This window comes from Mucilaginibacter sp. PPCGB 2223 (assembly GCF_001705515.1).
In the GTDB taxonomy this organism is placed as follows: Bacteria; Bacteroidota; Bacteroidia; order Sphingobacteriales; family Sphingobacteriaceae; genus Mucilaginibacter.
Genome location: NZ_MDJS01000001.1, coordinates 2,443,904 through 2,459,478 on the forward strand (window position 1 = coordinate 2,443,904; position 15,575 = coordinate 2,459,478).

Annotated in this window: 15 protein-coding genes; 10 read left to right on the top strand and 5 right to left on the bottom strand. The window is 47.5% G+C overall.

All coding sequences use genetic code 11. From position 1 onward, the window contains the following. Window positions 1-229: 229 nt before the first annotated feature. The 3 genes from BEL04_RS10645 to BEL04_RS10655 are packed head-to-tail and all read left to right on the top strand — an operon-like array spanning window position 230 to window position 2,180. Window positions 230-1,108, top strand: coding sequence for an ABC transporter permease (locus BEL04_RS10645; protein WP_066003158.1), 879 nt, complete (start codon window positions 230-232; stop codon window positions 1,106-1,108). Next, window positions 1,108-1,386: a DUF3098 domain-containing protein gene (locus tag BEL04_RS10650; protein ID WP_083227849.1), complete on the top strand. Its 279-nt coding sequence runs from the start codon at window positions 1,108-1,110 to the stop codon at window positions 1,384-1,386. The genes BEL04_RS10645 and BEL04_RS10650 overlap by 1 nt, the downstream gene beginning before the upstream one ends. A 5-nt stretch (window positions 1,387-1,391) precedes the next feature. After that, window positions 1,392-2,180 (top strand): undecaprenyl-diphosphate phosphatase, encoded by a 789-nt coding sequence (locus tag BEL04_RS10655; RefSeq protein WP_066003160.1) that lies wholly within the window; start codon window positions 1,392-1,394, stop codon window positions 2,178-2,180. A gap of 239 nt (window positions 2,181-2,419) precedes the next feature. Here BEL04_RS10655 and BEL04_RS10660 read toward each other — a convergent pair whose 3' ends face one another. Both BEL04_RS10660 and BEL04_RS10665 read right to left on the bottom strand, forming a co-directional pair. Continuing rightward, window positions 2,420-3,352, bottom strand: a complete 933-nt coding sequence (locus tag BEL04_RS10660; protein WP_066003163.1) for a cobalamin-binding protein — start codon at window positions 3,350-3,352, stop codon at window positions 2,420-2,422. 105 nt (window positions 3,353-3,457) lie between these two features. Then, window positions 3,458-3,979 carry an NADPH-dependent FMN reductase gene (locus BEL04_RS10665; RefSeq protein WP_066003165.1) on the bottom strand — a complete coding sequence of 174 codons (522 nt, stop codon included), beginning with the start codon at window positions 3,977-3,979 and terminating at the stop codon, window positions 3,458-3,460. Between the two features lie 161 nt (window positions 3,980-4,140). On the opposite strand from BEL04_RS10665, the gene BEL04_RS10670 reads away from it, so the two are divergent. The 7 genes from BEL04_RS10670 (at window position 4,141) to BEL04_RS10700 (ending at window position 9,456) form a co-directional block, all read left to right on the top strand. After that, window positions 4,141-4,947, top strand: coding sequence for a ParA family protein (locus tag BEL04_RS10670; protein WP_066003172.1), 807 nt, complete (start codon window positions 4,141-4,143; stop codon window positions 4,945-4,947). 3 nt (window positions 4,948-4,950) lie between these two features. Beyond that, window positions 4,951-5,877 carry a ParB/RepB/Spo0J family partition protein gene (locus tag BEL04_RS10675; protein WP_066003175.1) on the top strand — a complete coding sequence of 309 codons (927 nt, stop codon included), beginning with the start codon at window positions 4,951-4,953 and terminating at the stop codon, window positions 5,875-5,877. 8 nt (window positions 5,878-5,885) lie between these two features. Further along, on the top strand, window positions 5,886-6,581 hold the full coding sequence (locus BEL04_RS10680; RefSeq protein WP_139112979.1) for a DUF5683 domain-containing protein: 696 nt from the start codon (window positions 5,886-5,888) through the stop codon (window positions 6,579-6,581). Further along, the gene (dapB, locus tag BEL04_RS10685; RefSeq protein ID WP_066003180.1) at window positions 6,578-7,330 is read left to right on the top strand and encodes a 4-hydroxy-tetrahydrodipicolinate reductase; all 753 of its coding nucleotides are present in this window, start codon (window positions 6,578-6,580) and stop codon (window positions 7,328-7,330) included. The genes BEL04_RS10680 and dapB overlap by 4 nt, the downstream gene beginning before the upstream one ends. A 16-nt stretch (window positions 7,331-7,346) precedes the next feature. Next, window positions 7,347-8,813, top strand: a complete 1,467-nt coding sequence (gene lepB / locus BEL04_RS10690; protein ID WP_066003182.1) for a signal peptidase I — start codon at window positions 7,347-7,349, stop codon at window positions 8,811-8,813. Between the two features lie 92 nt (window positions 8,814-8,905). Beyond that, the gene (locus BEL04_RS10695) at window positions 8,906-9,127 is read left to right on the top strand and encodes a DUF433 domain-containing protein (RefSeq protein WP_066003185.1); all 222 of its coding nucleotides are present in this window, start codon (window positions 8,906-8,908) and stop codon (window positions 9,125-9,127) included. Continuing rightward, window positions 9,124-9,456, top strand: a complete 333-nt coding sequence (locus BEL04_RS10700; RefSeq protein ID WP_066003186.1) for a DUF5615 family PIN-like protein — start codon at window positions 9,124-9,126, stop codon at window positions 9,454-9,456. Before BEL04_RS10695 ends, BEL04_RS10700 begins: the two co-directional genes overlap by 4 nt. On the opposite strand, the gene BEL04_RS10705 is transcribed toward BEL04_RS10700, so the two are convergent. The 3 genes from BEL04_RS10705 to BEL04_RS10715 form a co-directional block, all read right to left on the bottom strand. Beyond that, window positions 9,453-10,529 carry an Ldh family oxidoreductase gene (locus BEL04_RS10705; protein WP_066003187.1) on the bottom strand — a complete coding sequence of 359 codons (1,077 nt, stop codon included), beginning with the start codon at window positions 10,527-10,529 and terminating at the stop codon, window positions 9,453-9,455. The genes BEL04_RS10700 and BEL04_RS10705 overlap by 4 nt on opposite strands. A gap of 168 nt (window positions 10,530-10,697) precedes the next feature. Next, on the bottom strand, window positions 10,698-13,181 hold the full coding sequence (locus BEL04_RS10710) for a DUF5686 and carboxypeptidase regulatory-like domain-containing protein (protein ID WP_066003188.1): 2,484 nt from the start codon (window positions 13,179-13,181) through the stop codon (window positions 10,698-10,700). Between the two features lie 202 nt (window positions 13,182-13,383). Beyond that, window positions 13,384-15,498, bottom strand: coding sequence for a TonB-dependent receptor (locus BEL04_RS10715; protein ID WP_066003193.1), 2,115 nt, complete (start codon window positions 15,496-15,498; stop codon window positions 13,384-13,386). Window positions 15,499-15,575 lie beyond the last annotated feature (77 nt).

Consider the following 15,575-nt stretch of genomic DNA (forward strand, 5'->3'; position numbering starts at 1 on the left):
TATGAGCGCATAGCCCGGCCGGAGGCAACGCCCTTAAAAAGAATCAAGGTGCAAGAATCAAGATGGTGATGGTGCTACGAATGAACTAATGACTAATGAACAAATAAACCAATAGGTTAATTTTTGTTAAATATGGCATCAACATTTTAACGGCACAGTATTAAAACAGAATTATATTTTACCTTTACGCTAAGGTTTTTTTATTTTCGCCCCAACCTATATAGTAACAATGGAAGAATTTGAGCCAAGCGTATCCGCCAAAAAAACAAAAAGCATTTACATATCAACCGTTTTTGGTATTGCTATGGTGCTGCTGATGGTGGGTTTACTGGGTTTGATACTGGTGCATGCCAACCGTCTTTCGAACTACGTGAAAGAGAACATTGTGCTGAATATTATTGTTGACGACGGCGCCCGCGAGCCTGATGTTTTGCAACTGCAAAAGCAACTGCAAACCAACCCCGCGGTAAAAAACGCGCAGTATGTACCTAAAGAGATAGCCGCACGTAACCTGCAGAAAGACCTGGGCGAAGATTTTGTAAGCTTTTTAGGCTACAACCCGCTACCCGAATCGATCGACGTGTACCTGAACGCCGATTACGCCAACAACGCGGCTATTGATAAGTTTAAAGCACAATTGCTTAAAAACCCGGTGGTGAAGGAGGTTAAATACCAGGCTTCGCTGGTGGACATGATGAACCAGAAGCTGGCCTCGATCAGCTTAATTATACTGGCCTTTACGGCGATATTTTTAGTGGTATCGGTAGCGTTGATCAACAATACCATACGCCTGGCCATCTACTCGCAAAGGTTTTTAATCAAATCGATGCAGCTGGTTGGCGCCACCAAAGGTTTTATACGCAAACCCTTTTTGTTATATGGCATTTGGCACGGCCTGCTGGGCGGGCTGATAGCTATTATACTGCTGGTGGGTATGCTTTACCTGGCCACCATACAAATACCCGACCTGGTGATACTGCAAAACTACACCGAATTCGCATTGGTATTTTTAGTGGTGATAGGCATCGGCATATTTATTTCGGGCTTTAGTACCTACCTTGCGGTAAGCAAGTTTTTACGTTTAAAAATTTACGATCTATACAGATAATGGCACAACCAGAAAAAAAGGCAGTTATTGCACAGCCTGTAAAAGGCGCTACGCCGCCCAAAACCAACGCGCCTGCCGCACATCATTTTATTTTTGATAAAGGTAACTACCGCCTGCTTTTTGTAGCGATAGCCCTGGTAGTGATAGGCTTTATCACCATGACGGGCACTACCGATATTTACGATACCCGCAAAATTGTAGTGGCGCCGCTGCTGGTGCTATCGGGCTTTGTGGTGGGCTTTTTTGCGATATTTAAAAAACCCGAAAACAAAGCCTAAGCCCCATGAATATCTTTCATGTTATCATCCTGGCAATTATTGAAGGGATAACCGAGTTTTTGCCCATTTCATCAACCGGGCACATGGTTATTGCCAGCTCGCTGATGGGTATCGATAAAGACGATTTTGTAAAGCTTTTTGAAATCGTGATACAGTTTGGCGCTATCCTTTCTGTTGTGGTGTTATATTTTAAACGCTTTGTGCGCTCGTTCGACTTTTATGTGAAGCTCATCATCGCGTTTATCCCGGCCGCCATTGTGGGCGTTCTGTTTAAAAAGAAGATCGACCTGTTGCTGGAAAGCCCTGTGGTTGTAGCCATAACGCTGCTTGCCTACGGTATCCTGCTTTTATTTGTGGATAAATGGTTTAACAAGGTCGAGGTCGACGATTCGAATAAGATACCGAACGGCACGGCTTTTAAGATAGGGTTGTTCCAGTGTTTGTCTATCATACCGGGTACTTCGCGTTCGGCGGCTACCATTGTTGGCGGTATGACGCAAAAGCTGAGCCGCACAGCCGCAGCCGAATTCTCGTTTTTTTTGGCGGTACCAACCATGTTTGGCGCTACCGTAAAAGCGCTTTGGGATTATAAAAAAGAGCATGCCGTTCTGTTTGCCGGCGAGCAACTGAAGTTTTTGGTGATAGGTAACGTTATTGCCTTTGTTGTGGCCATGCTGGCTATTAAAACTTTCATTACCTTTTTAGAGAAAAGAGGCTTCAGGCTGTTTGGATATTACCGTATTATAGTAGGCATTGTGCTGCTGGTATTGTACTCGGTAGGACAGTTTGGATGATTTCGAATATCGAATTTTCAATTTCGGATTTTGATAAAAAAATACTTAAGCTGCCCGGATAGGCGGCTTTTTTGTGCTTTGTTGGTGTTAACACCAACAAAGCGAAGTACAGGGGCTTATCTATACATATTTAAAGGTATAACCTTAATTAGTTGGTTTATTTTAAGGGTATAATTTGAAAAACATTTACCTGCGCGTTGTCATGTTACTACCAACAACAGTATCCAAAAAACCCTTATTTACATCCCAAACTTCATCCAGCCTTGCCCTTCGTAGCCAAAAATAAACTGCTTTGGGTTGATGATCTCGGCCAGTATCTCGAGCGAATCGACAATCCTCGGGCCGCTGCGGTTAAAATAATGGTTACCGTCGGCAATGTACAGGCGGTTATTCTTTACCGCTTTCAGTTCGGCAAAACCGGGCAGGGCCAGTAAAATATCCATCTCCTTTAATGTACGCCCAATGCCGAACCCACACGGCATTACGATAATAATATCCGGGTCGGCAGCCTGCATAGCATCCCAATTAATGTATGGCGAGTGTTTGCCGTTTTGTGCAAGTACAGCCCGGCCGCCGGCCATTTCAACCAGGCCGGGTATCCAGTTGCCCGATACCATCATCGGCTCCAGCCATTCGATACAAGCTACGGCAGGCTTATCGGCAATAAATTTAAGCTTATGGCGAATGATGTCGACACGCTCGTTCAGGCTTTCGAACAAGGCTTCGCCCTCAGCGCTTGCGCCAAGTTCGCCGGCCACGCGGCGTATATCGTTAAAAATATCTTCCAGCGTTTCGGGCTGCAGCGATATGATGCGGGCGTTTTTATCCAGCAGGTTCTCCAGCGCTTCTTCCACATCTTTCAGGCTCACGGCACATACTTCGCATTGTGCCTGGGTAATTACCACATCGGGCCTAAGCTGTTTAATGGTTTCTTTGTTGATGGTGTATACCGACAGGGCTTCGGTTAAAATCTCTTTCACCTTGCGGTCGATGTCGGAGCTGCTCATGTCGTTGCCGAAGGATGCTTCGCTGCAAACGGGGAGGCTTTTAACATTTTCGGGATAATCACATTCGTGCGAGCGGCCCACCAGGTTTTGCCCGAGGCCCAGCGCGCAGATGATCTCGGTAGCGGCCGGCAATAACGATATTATTTTTTGTGATGGCTGATCCATATCGCGGCAAAGGTACAAATCTCTGCTATGCGCGCGCTACAAAATTATCGGCAACAATGGCAGGGTTCTTATCTAAATACTCAATACTAACTACTATGTACCAGCTCAAAACCGTATAAACTTATCCATCTGCTCGTTGGTAAACTGTATGGTATCGGCATGGGTAAGGTCGCCGGCTTGGTTAAGCTCGTTTTTGATATCGGTAATGTGGATCTTTAAAGGCATGACATGCAGGTGGATGTAGTTGCAGATGCCGGTAAAATGATCGATACCGCGGATATTGCCATATTTTCCGGAGGAGACGCCAACCAAAGCCGCCTTTTTATCGTAAAAGCTTTGAGGGAACGAGCAGGCATCGATAAAAACCTTCAGCACGCCCGGGAAACTGCCATTGTACTCGGGTATCACGAACAGGAATTTTTCGGTAGCGCTTACCAGCTGCTGTATGGGCTTAAAAGCTTCGCTGCGTTTGCCGTACAGGTCGGTAGCGATGAGGGTATCGGGCAGTTCGGTGAGCGACAGCAAACCGGTATCGAGGCCTTTGGCCGCTAAGGTTTTCTGGTAATATTTTGCTACTTTCAGGGTCGAACTACCGGGCCTGTTGGTGGCTGCTATAATGGTAACCATCTGTGTATAATGTTTGTAAGTTGGCTTAAGCTGTGGATTACCTAATTAGATAATTTTGTATCTTTAGCCCGGTTTAAAAACTGCGAAAATAGAACTTTTTGTTGCTATTTTGCCGCTGCTAATTTACAACCAGTTTCCGGTTAAAAAATTAATAAGATATAATGAGTAAAATTATTGCTTTAGCCAACCAAAAGGGTGGCGTGGGTAAAACCACCTCTTCGATAAACCTTGCAGCAAGTTTGGCTGTGTTAGAGTTTAAAACCTTATTGGTTGATGCTGATCCGCAGGCTAACTCCACATCGGGTATAGGTTTCGACCCGCGTACCATAAAAAACAGTATTTACGAGTGTATCATCAACGATGTCGACCCGCGCGAGGCCATCCAGAAAACCGATACGCCCAACCTGTTTTTACTGCCGGCGCATATCGACCTGGTGGGCGCCGAGATCGAGATGATCAACCTGGAGAACCGCGAGTACAAAATGCAGGCGGTGCTGAACAAGGTACGCGATGATTTTGACTTTATCATAATCGATTGCTCGCCATCGTTAGGTTTGATCACCATCAACGCCCTTTCGGCAGCCGACAGCGTGATCATACCGGTGCAGTGCGAGTACTTCGCGCTCGAGGGTTTGGGTAAATTGCTCAACACAATCAAGATCGTGCAAAACAGGCTGAACACCAAACTGGAGATAGAGGGGATATTGCTGACCATGTACGATGTGCGCCTGCGCCTGTCGAACCAGGTGGTTGAGGAGGTGAAAAATCATTTCGAATCGTTAGTGTTTGAAACAATTATACAGCGCAATACACGTTTAAGTGAGGCCCCGAGCTTTGGCGTATCGGTAATTATGCACGATGCCAATTGCAAAGGCGCCATCAACTACCTTAACCTTGCCCGCGAGATCATCCGTAACAACGGCCTGGCGGCAAAAGAAGAAATTAACGTAACTACCGCAACTGTATAATAAATGAGCGCAGAAAAGAGAAATGTTTTAGGAAGAGGTTTAAGCGCCCTGTTAAATGATGATTCGGTAAACACAGTTTTACCCAATACGAAAGAGAATACCCGGAATATTGCGGCCAAACCCGAGGTTAACGATCTTAACCTGAGCTCGATAAGCGAGATTAAACTGGCCGAGATCGAAGTAAACCCATACCAGCCACGTACCGAGTTTGACGAGCATGCCCTGATGGAGCTTGCCGACTCGATAAAACTGCAGGGGTTGATACAACCCATTACCGTACGCAAAGTTAACGCCCATGCTTATCAGCTCATATCGGGCGAGCGCAGGCTGCGTGCATCAAAAATTGCAGGCTTAACACAAATACCTGCCTACGTGCGCCAGGCTAACGACCAGCAAATGCTGGAAATGGCCCTGATCGAAAACATACAGCGGCAGGACCTGAACCCCGTTGAGGTTGCGCTGAGCTTTCAGCGGATGATTGATGAGGTGGGGTTGAAACAGGAAGAACTGGGCGATCGCGTAAGCAAAAGCCGCCCCACGGTTACCAATTACCTGCGTTTGTTAAAGCTGCCACCCGATATACAGGCATCGCTGCGCGACGGGCAGATCACGATGGGGCACGCCAAAGCCATCATCACCATAAACGACCCGGTGGCGCAGCTGTACCTGCATAAGCAGATCGTTGAGCAGGGGCTTTCGGTACGTAAGGTTGAAGAGATGGCACGCGCGCTGCAGCATAATACGCCTAAAAAAGAAGGTAAAAAACCTGAGGAGATCTCCTTCCAGGTTAAAAAGATACAAGACGACCTGGCATCAAAATTTGGCACCATGGTAAAGATAAAAGTAGGCAGCGGTGGTAAAGGCGCCATCGAGATACCGTTTTTATCAGCCGATGATATGGGCCGTATTTTGGAAATGCTGGATTGGTAAACCTGCCGATGAAGAGATATTTGCTCATCGTTGTTTTACTGTTTGCTGTATCAGTATTAAAAGCGCAAACACCCGATACTACCCGTCGTCGCAATAAAACAGACAGCCTTAACCTGAAGCGTGACGCCGCCAAAGAAAAGCCTTTTTTTACCCCCGGGGTAAAGCCGAAAAAGAAGGAGCCCGTTTACCATCCCGATAGTACGCACAGCCCGCGCAAAGCGGCCATGAGATCGCTGTATTTTCCGGGGCTGGGCCAAATTTACAACCGGCACGGCCTGTGGTGGCGTTTGCCCGCCCTGTATGGCGGCCTGGGTGCGCTGGCCTATAATATTTACACCAACGGTAAAGATTACAACGCTTTCTTGAAAGAATCGCAATGGCGTGCGCACGGCCGGCCAGTCACCGAGCAAGAGCCATTGCCTGTTTACAACGGCTCTATTATAACCAACATTTCCGACCAAACCATCTATAACTTTAAAGATAACCTGCGCCGTAACCGCGACCTGAGCATTTTTGGCTTTGTAGCCGTTTGGGGTATTAACATTGTTGATGCTTATGTAGAGGCCAAGTTTATGCACTCGTATACCATGGACGATAACCTGAGCTTTAAAATTTCGCCATCTATCATGGGCACACCTGTTTACGCATCAAATTTTAATAGTACTTTTACCCCCGCGTTAAAAATTACACTTTTGTTTAAATGAAGATAGCATTATTGGGATACGGTAAAATGGGTAAGATCATCGAAAAGATCGCTACCGACCGCGGACACGAGATCGTTTTAAAGATCGACGAACATACTTTGGACCAGTTTACAGTCGAAAACCTGAAGAAGGCCGATGCCGCTATTGATTTTACCACGCCCGGCTCGGTTTTGGGCAACATACAAAAATGCTTTGAGGCGCAAACACCTATAGTAGTAGGTACCACAGGCTGGTACGGCCAGTTACAGCAGGTAAAAAACGATTGCGAAAAGTACGACAGCGCTTTGTTGTATGCATCAAACTTTAGCGTTGGCGTTAACGTGTTTTTTTACGTTAACCAGGTTTTAGCCAGGCTGATGAATAAATATCCGTACTACGAAGTACAGGTTGAAGAGATACACCATGCCCAGAAGCTCGATTCGCCCAGCGGAACTGCCATGACCATCGCCGAAGGCATTATTGAAAACCTCGACGCAAAAAGCGAATGGGTGAATTTATTGCAGCAGAATGATGGCGAAACCATTGGCCAGGTAAAAAATAACCAGGTGCTGATCGAATCGCTGCGGATTGACAGCGTGCCCGGTACCCATACCGTTATTTACGATAGCGAGGTGGATAGCATTGAGTTTAAGCATACCGCCCACAACCGTTCGGGTTTTGCCTTGGGCGCAGTTATGGCCGCCGAATGGATAAACGGTAGAAAGGGGTTTTATACCGCCAAGGATATGTTTAATTTTGATTTGAAGTAATTTAAAAAGATATACAGTGAACGTAGTAGCATTTTTGATAACCTTTATCATCCTGATTGTATTGCCATATGTAGGCGTTTGGAAACTATTTGAGAAAGCTGGTGAGCCAGGTTGGAAAGCTATAATTCCACTTTTTAATTTTTACGTAATGCTTGAGCTGACCGGACGGCCCAAGTGGTGGTTTATACTACTCCTTATTCCTGGTGTTGGTGTTTTGGTAGGTATTGGTATTCTTATCGATTTTATTAAATCATTTGGAAAATGGAGCCTGCGTGATATTCTCGCCGGTGTTTGTCTGGAGTTTATTTACCTCCCCAAATGGGGCTTTGATCCCAAAGTTCAATATTTGGGGCCAAGCAGAAGTGATGAGTTTAGAGAGAAATATAAAGCCAACCTGAAAAAATCATCAGCCCGTGAGTGGACCGAGGCTATCATCTTCGCGGTTGTAGCTGCTACTTTGATCCGTACTTTCTTTATCGAAGCTTATACCATACCTACACCATCCATGGAGCGCTCGCTTTTGGTGGGCGACTTTTTATTTGTGAGCAAGGTTAACTACGGCCCCCGTGCACCGATGACGCCGGTTGCATTCCCGTTTGCCCATCATACCATGCCTATGCTTAATACCAAAGCCTACTGGGATGGCCTGGAGCTGCCTTATTACCGCTTCCCCGGGTTGAGCACCGTTAAAAAAGGTGATGTGGTGGTGTTTAATTACCCGATGGATGCCGATACGCCGCTTTGCCGGCCTGTTGATAAGCGCGAAAATTATATTAAACGCTGCCAGGGCGAACCGGGCGATACCCTGAGCGTGGTTAATGCGCAGGTGTACGTTAACGGCAAAGCCATGCCAAACCCGCCGGGCGAGCAGATTGATTATACCCTGCAAACTACGACGCAGCTTAACCCGAAAATATACCAGGATTTGGAGATAACCACCAATTACGACCCTAACTCGAGCAACCCGACCATGACCAAAGAGGCCGCCGCAACGCTGAAAGGTTATTCGGTTGTGAAATCGGTGGCGCCTAATATTCATCCTAAAGGTCAGGCCGAGGGTGTTTACCCGGTTAATTCGCAATACAAAATTTACAGCCTGAATAGTAAAGTACCCGCGTTTAAATGGAACGTGGATAATTACGGGCCAATCCTGATCCCGAAAAAAGGATGGACGGTAAAGCTGGATAGCCTGACCTACCCGATTTACGGCCGCGCCATCGAAATTTACGAGGGCAACAAGCTACAGGTGGTCAACGGCCAGATCATGATCAACGGCGTGAAAACCGACCGTTATACCTTTAAAATGAACTACTACTGGATGATGGGCGATAACCGCCACGACTCGGCCGACTCGCGCTACTGGGGCTTTGTGCCCGAAGACCACATCGTAGGCAAGGCCCTGTTCATCTGGATGAGCTGGGACGATGAGGCTGGTTTCCTGGGTAAGATTCGCTGGAGCAGGTTGTTCAGGGGGATACATTGATGAGGTAAGATGTGAGATGGAAGATGTATTTGATTGCATCCTACTCTTCTGTTATGATATGACCATTGTTAAAATTTTCGTAAATTAGCATAATGAACTATGCCGCATTTATAGAGATTAATTCTGCCAAAAGGTTTGGAAAGCCCTGTATCATCGGTACACGCATATCAGTGTACGATGTTTTGAATTGGCTTGCAGAAGGTATGTCTACAGGTGACATCATTGCTGATTTTCCCGAATTGAACGAAGAGCAAATAAAGGCTTGTCTGGCTTATGCTGCTGATAAAGAGCATAAGTTAAGAGTAGTATCATGAACCTTCTTCTTGATCAAAATATTTCATTCAGGGTTTGCACCCTCCTTTCAGAAGCCTTTGAAAATGTTAAGCATGTTAAACAATTGGGTTTGGTTGATGCTTCAGATCAGGAAATCTGGCAATATGCAAAAGTTAATAGATTTACCATAATTACTTTTGACAGCGACTTTATTGACTTTGCAATAATGAAAGGTTTCCCTCCGAAAATTATCTGGTTGAGATTTGGTAACGCCTCAAATTTGAAAATAGTAAACAAGCTGCTTTCTAACGAAGTTATGATAAAGGAGTTTATATCAAATCCTGAAATCGTCTTTTTGGAAATAGACTAACTTAGTTTCTCTATCTCAAACCTCACCGCCAAAACATTCAAATCTTCCACAACCGCGTCAACCAAAGGGATGCCGTTTACCGCGCGGTAAGCTTCGGCTTCCAGTTCGGGTTCGCCGGGGATGATGACCGGCTGATCTGGGTTTATCGCTTTCGCGGATTTGAAACGGTCGATCCAGTTATCCATATGGTTTTTGAAATCCTCCACCGGGCGGAAGCCGTCGACGCGCATCGCACCTAAAAAATGCCCGATGCCTTTACCGACAGGATCATCAGGCGGCTCCAGGAAAGCCACAAAAGGCGGTACCCAGGGCCCGTAATTGGCGCCGCTCAGTACGGCCGATAAAATATCGACCGTAGCGCTCAAACCAAAACCTTTATGGCTGCCATGCTCACGGTCGCTGCCCAGGGGGAGCAGCGAGCCGCCATTTTTTAAGGCATGAGGATCGGTAGTATAAATGCCCGCCCCGTCCTGTATCCAGCCTTCGGGAACGGGTTTGCCGGCACGCTGGGCTATCTCCAGTTTGCCATTTGCCGCTGCCGATGTAGCCATATCGACGACCACCGGCGGGTATTTGCCTGCGGGGAAAGCATAACACATGGGGTTGGTGCCCAGCATGCGCTCGTTACTGAAGGTGGGCGCCACCAGCGGGCTGGCATTGGTCATGGCAAAGCCGATCATATCTTTTTCAACTGCCATCAGCGCGTGGTAGCCCGATATGCCAAAGTGATTGGAATTGCGTACCGATACCCATCCCGAACCATATTGCTCTGCCTTTTGGATAGCCACCTGCATGGCGAAAGGCGCTACTACCAGGCCCAGGCCGGCATCGCCGTCAATTGTGGCCGTTGTAGGCGTTTGGTGCACAATAGTCATATTGGGTTTGGTGTTAATGCGGCCTTTTTCCCACAGGCGCACATAGCCGCTTAAACGGGCTACGCCATGCGAATCGATACCCCGCATATCTGAGCGGATCAGAACATCAGCTGCCAGCGCGGCGTGTTCGTTGCTGCAGCCCATAGCGGTGAAAATATCGTGGGTAAAAGCGCGTAAATCTCCTTCAGAAATGACCATGCGCAAAGGTAGCTGTTTTGATGGAAGATGTGAGAGGTATGATGCAAGATGTGCATGGAACTCCCGCGCCGTTGTTGGTGTTGTCACCAACAACGAAATGGCTTGCCGGTGATGACACCTGCAAGGAGCGGAGCCAGCCGGAATAACGCGCCGGTCAAACCTGATTCTCTATCTGCCGCCAAGATTCACCCCGAACCTGAAGCCCTGGGTTTGGTGCCCGGCATTATCCCACGACCAGCCATACATTGCACGTATGCCAAACCATTCGGCTCCCAAACCAAGTTCGCTATAGCTTTTGAGCGCCGGTGTGGCCAGGTAATTAAAGTCGGCTATCTCGTGCAGTTTAAGCTTGCGTATCAGCGGCAGCTTGTTCAATATAAATCCCGAAAAATCGTGCTCCAGGTGGCCTTCAAAATACTCGTCGGCCGTACTGAATTTATACGGGTCGAGCAGCAGGAACTTATTGGCGGCCGGGGTATATTGCTGTAAGCTGTTGCCGTTAAACTGTTTGTAATCGGTATAAAAAATACTGTTGGTGTTTAAAAACTTGCCTGCTCCTGCATAAAACGACGTATAGCCATATACGCCCAACTGCATATCGCTTTTGGTGATGTTGGCGCTCAGCAGATCGTAATCCACATCCGAACCGAACAAACCTTTGATACCCTTGGTATAGCCTACGGTTACCCGCGGGTATTTGGAGCGGAAATAATACCGGCCGTTGGGGTAGGTGGCGTAGCGGTTGCTAAAATCGTAACTGGTGGTGAGCTGCAGCTTAAATGCCTTGCTGTTGGGGAACAACGCGGTGTTATGATACGGGTCGAAAGGATTATTCGAGGTATACTGCCTGGTATCCTGGTAAAAAAACGAGTAGTTGGATGTATTATTGAGCCATTGCCTGTTGGATGCTTCGGCGCCTATGCTGGCCAGCCAGCCGCCCGTTACCCTGCCGCCGAATGTTACCTGGGCAAACTGCTTATCGTAAAACTTCTCGTAGTTCCACCGCGAAAACAAGCTGTACTCCATGTTATCGCTTTTGCCAAAGGGCACCTGGTTGTTGATGTCGAGCACATCGCTGCCTGCATTAAAGCCCAGGTTCCACATATTCATCGGGATATTGCCGCTCACACTGCCATGCACCTTTTCGCTGGCAAAACCGTAGCGTACCTTACCGCGCAAAGTGAGGTATTTGTTGTTGAGGCTGTCGATCTGTTTGGTATACGTGGCATCGTAATCCAAAACAAAACCTTCGACGGTATTAAAGTTAAGGGCGCTCAATGCCGAACTGAAGTGTATGTACTCTTTATCGTAACGGTTACGGTGGTTGTAGCCGCTGCCCAAAAGCCACTGGCCAAACTTAAACCGGTTATTCCGCTTATCCAGCGAGTCGAGGTAAGGTTTCGATTCGCGCTTAGCGGCCAAAACTTCTTTCTTTTTATAATCGGTGGTCTCTTCCTTTGTCAAGGGGATGGGCCGCTCGCTGGCCCAATAAGCCGAATCCCTTTTATTTACCCCTTTGCTGATGCGGATCACCTCGTTAAAAAGCTTATGATCAACAGTCGGGTTTATATCGTAATTTTTATAGATGGCGATAAAATACCCACCGAACTTGAAGCCGAATATACCACCGGTAAAATCAAACCTGATTGACGAAGGCATCCACACATCCTTACTCACCGGTAAAAACTGCTGGCTGAACTTCAGGGTGTCTATAAAGTTCAGGTTGGCCTTTTTGGTTACATAGAGGTCGGAGCCATAAATGCGCCAGCTGTCCTCCAAAATATAAATATACCCGGTAAAGGCGGCATCATAATCGCGGCGCGGGGTTACTTTTATTTTGTTGATGGTTTCGCCGTTTTCGACCGTGGTGCCCATCAGCTCATAGCGGTAATACAGCATGGCGTTGTTGGCTATGGGCGATATAAAGGGCCGCGCACTTATTTCGGGCCAGTTGATGATGTTCTCATAAAAATCGAGCTTGATATCGGATGCCCGGTTAAAGCTGAAGGCCCGGTTGCTGCCCGATACTTTTGACGAGATCATCTCCTCGTGTACGTTATCAGGCTGCTCAAAGGTGTATTTCGATTGCGACTCCGACAGGTAGATGATGCCCGTGCGGTTACTGTCGAGCCCCATTTGCCTGGCCGCTTCCTGGAAATCGCGCCCCATAAACTTTTTAGGTGCGGCCAGTAGTTTTTGCAACCCTTTAATGTAAACCTCGCAACTATAGCCGGTTACCTGCTTTAAATAGTAAGGGCGTTTTTTAATGGCCTTGCGGATGATGCCATAGGCGGGGTCCTCCCCGCCGATATTTACCGCCTGCAGCTGGTAAGCTTCGGCCTGCATGGCAACGTTAACCACCTGATCGGTTTTGGCATCAACCCTGCGGCTCTCCTGTTTATAGCCAATGGCTTTAAATAATATTTCGTAACTTCCCGGAGCCAGCTGCAGGGTATATTTGCCTTCGCTGTTGGCCGATGTGCCCCTGGTGGTACTGCGGATGTAGATGCTGGCGAAGGGCACGGCATTACCCTTTGCATCGGTAATGGCACCGCTAACGGTTACGGTTTGCGCCAGGGCTTTTAAATTAAACAATAGCCCGGCAATTACCAGGCAACATTTAAATGCGGTCGTGGTGTATACTTTTTTCAAGATAAGGTTTTTAGTTTAGATGGATATTCGACCATAATGGTTGCATCAATAGTGATATTTTATCACATACAACCTGATTCAGCCTTATATCTCATCTATATTATTGTTTAGAGTAGCAATCTAACCAAATATTACAAAAGGTTTTGTTAAATGATGTTAAGCACCCGCAAGTATGCCAATTTTTGTTGTTGGTAATACACTTTTAAAGCCCTTCTTTGCCGGATACCGGCTGTGGTGCGGCACCCCGGCTCATCCTGATACCGCCATAAAAGTTGCGTAAGGCAGCGGCATTATAATAACGGCTGGCTGCGGCGTTTAAATCGTTACCCAGGCTGTAATGCCGGTTAAGTAAATTATCAACCCCGGCAAATAATTCGATATGTGCACTATGGCCAAAATTGTGGTTCCACCCGGCTTTGGCAGTAATTAAATGGTAACTATCTGCGTAAGCGGTATTGGCATCGTTAAGCGGCAGCCGCGCAGTATAATTGTGCTGGGCAAAAAGGTAAAAACTTTGCGGCAGCAGCAGGTATATCCCGGTAACGGCAACTACCGGGGGTACGCCGGTTAAATTATTGCCGTTGTAATTGGTGGTTGCATCCTGGTAATCGCTGAAGCGGAAATGATCATAGGTAAAACCTTCGGTAAGCTGCAAACCCTGAACGAACGAGCGCGAATGCCGCCACAGCCACCACGAGGCCGATACTTCTATGCCCGGCTGGTTAGTGCCGCCCGCGTTAACATAGTACGATGTGCCGTTAGGGTGCTGGCGCATCACAATAGCGTTGTTGAGGCGGTAGTAAAAGGCTGCAACATCAAGCTGTACCCCGGGTTTGTAGCTGTTAAAGCGCAAACCGGTTTCGTAGTTCCAGCCATCCTGCGCCTGCAGGTTGGGGTTGATGATATGATCGGTAGCATGTACCTCGCCGCTGGTTGGGGTTGAGTAGCCGCGGCTCACCGACGCGCGCCATTGCAGGTTATACCGTATATTGTATGATAGGGCCAGGCGTGGCATCAGTTGGGCGTTGAAAGGGCGGTTTGTAAAGCCGCTTTCGTTATTGGGGTACAGGTTTTGAAACTGATATTGGTAACTGTTGAGGCTCAGGGAGCCTTCAACCTGCCAATCGTGGTTGATAATGGCCGACAGGCGCGCGAACAAAAAGTTTTGGTTAATGTTGATATTGTCGCGGGTTTGGGTAGTATCCTTATTGCCGAGGTGGTTGCCGTAATCGCCGATGTTTGAGTTGGTTTGCTGCCACTCGTAACCTGCGTCGGCTTTCCAGGTCAGGTTTTCGATGCTATGGTTCTCCAGTTCAAAATAGGTGCGGAAACCGTAAGTGGCCTCGCGGCGCTCTTCGTAAACGGTGAACGATGGGTTAGTGAAATTAACATGGCTGCCAAACACGGTTAATACATTACTTAAATTATGGCTAAACTGCCATTGGTTTACAACGCCGCCATAAACCATTTGGTTATGGATGGAAGCGTTAAGCGCCTGCGCGCTGGCAACAGCGGGCGTAGCCAAACGCGCCGATGAAGGATCGGCCTGGTATTGCGCCAGGGTTAAGCCGCCGGGAGTTTTGTAGTTCAGATCGCTGTAAAAGCCCATTACCTTTAGCTGGCCGGCATTGGTATATAGCCACTTATCATAAACCTGCACATAATCGCGGTTCATGGCGCTGTTGGCCCGGTAACCATCGTAACTTTCGACGGCCTGGTTAATAGCAATTGTATTTTTACTGCTTACCGCCTGCGTGCTGCTGTTTTCGTGCAGCAGGCCGTACGAGCCGCCGTTAAAGCCAAAAGTACTGTAGTTATAGTTGGTGTATTTATTATTCGGGCTTACCAATACCACTCCGCCCGAGTTGGCGCCATATAAACTTCCGTTCGGGCCCTTCAGCACTTCGATACCCTGGATGGCCGTCATATCGATCGAGTTGAGATAAGTGTTGCCGCCGGCATCGGTTAAAGGCATCTCATCAAAATAAATCTTTACATCGCGGATACCGAAGGGCGACCGCAGCAAACTGCCCCGTATAGACAGCCGGTAGCTGCCCGGCGAACGTTCTTCCATGCGCACGCCCGGCAACGTGTTCATGGCGGTTACCAGCGAGTTATCAGGTTGCAAAGATAGCCTGTTGCCCGATAGCGTTGATACCGAAGCCGAGCCGGCAATAAGCTGCATGTTCGAAAAAAAGCCGCTGATACTTACCTCGTTGAGCTTTTTAGCAGTATCGGCAGGCGCGGTAGCCTGTGCACAAACCTGGTTGCACGCAAACAACGTTGCAATAAATACAATAGGGTAAAGTTTAGGCATAGGTAATTATGCCATAAAGATAAATGTTTTTGGTTTTGGTGATGAATTGCATCGTAAATGTTGCGCAGCACGAAAAT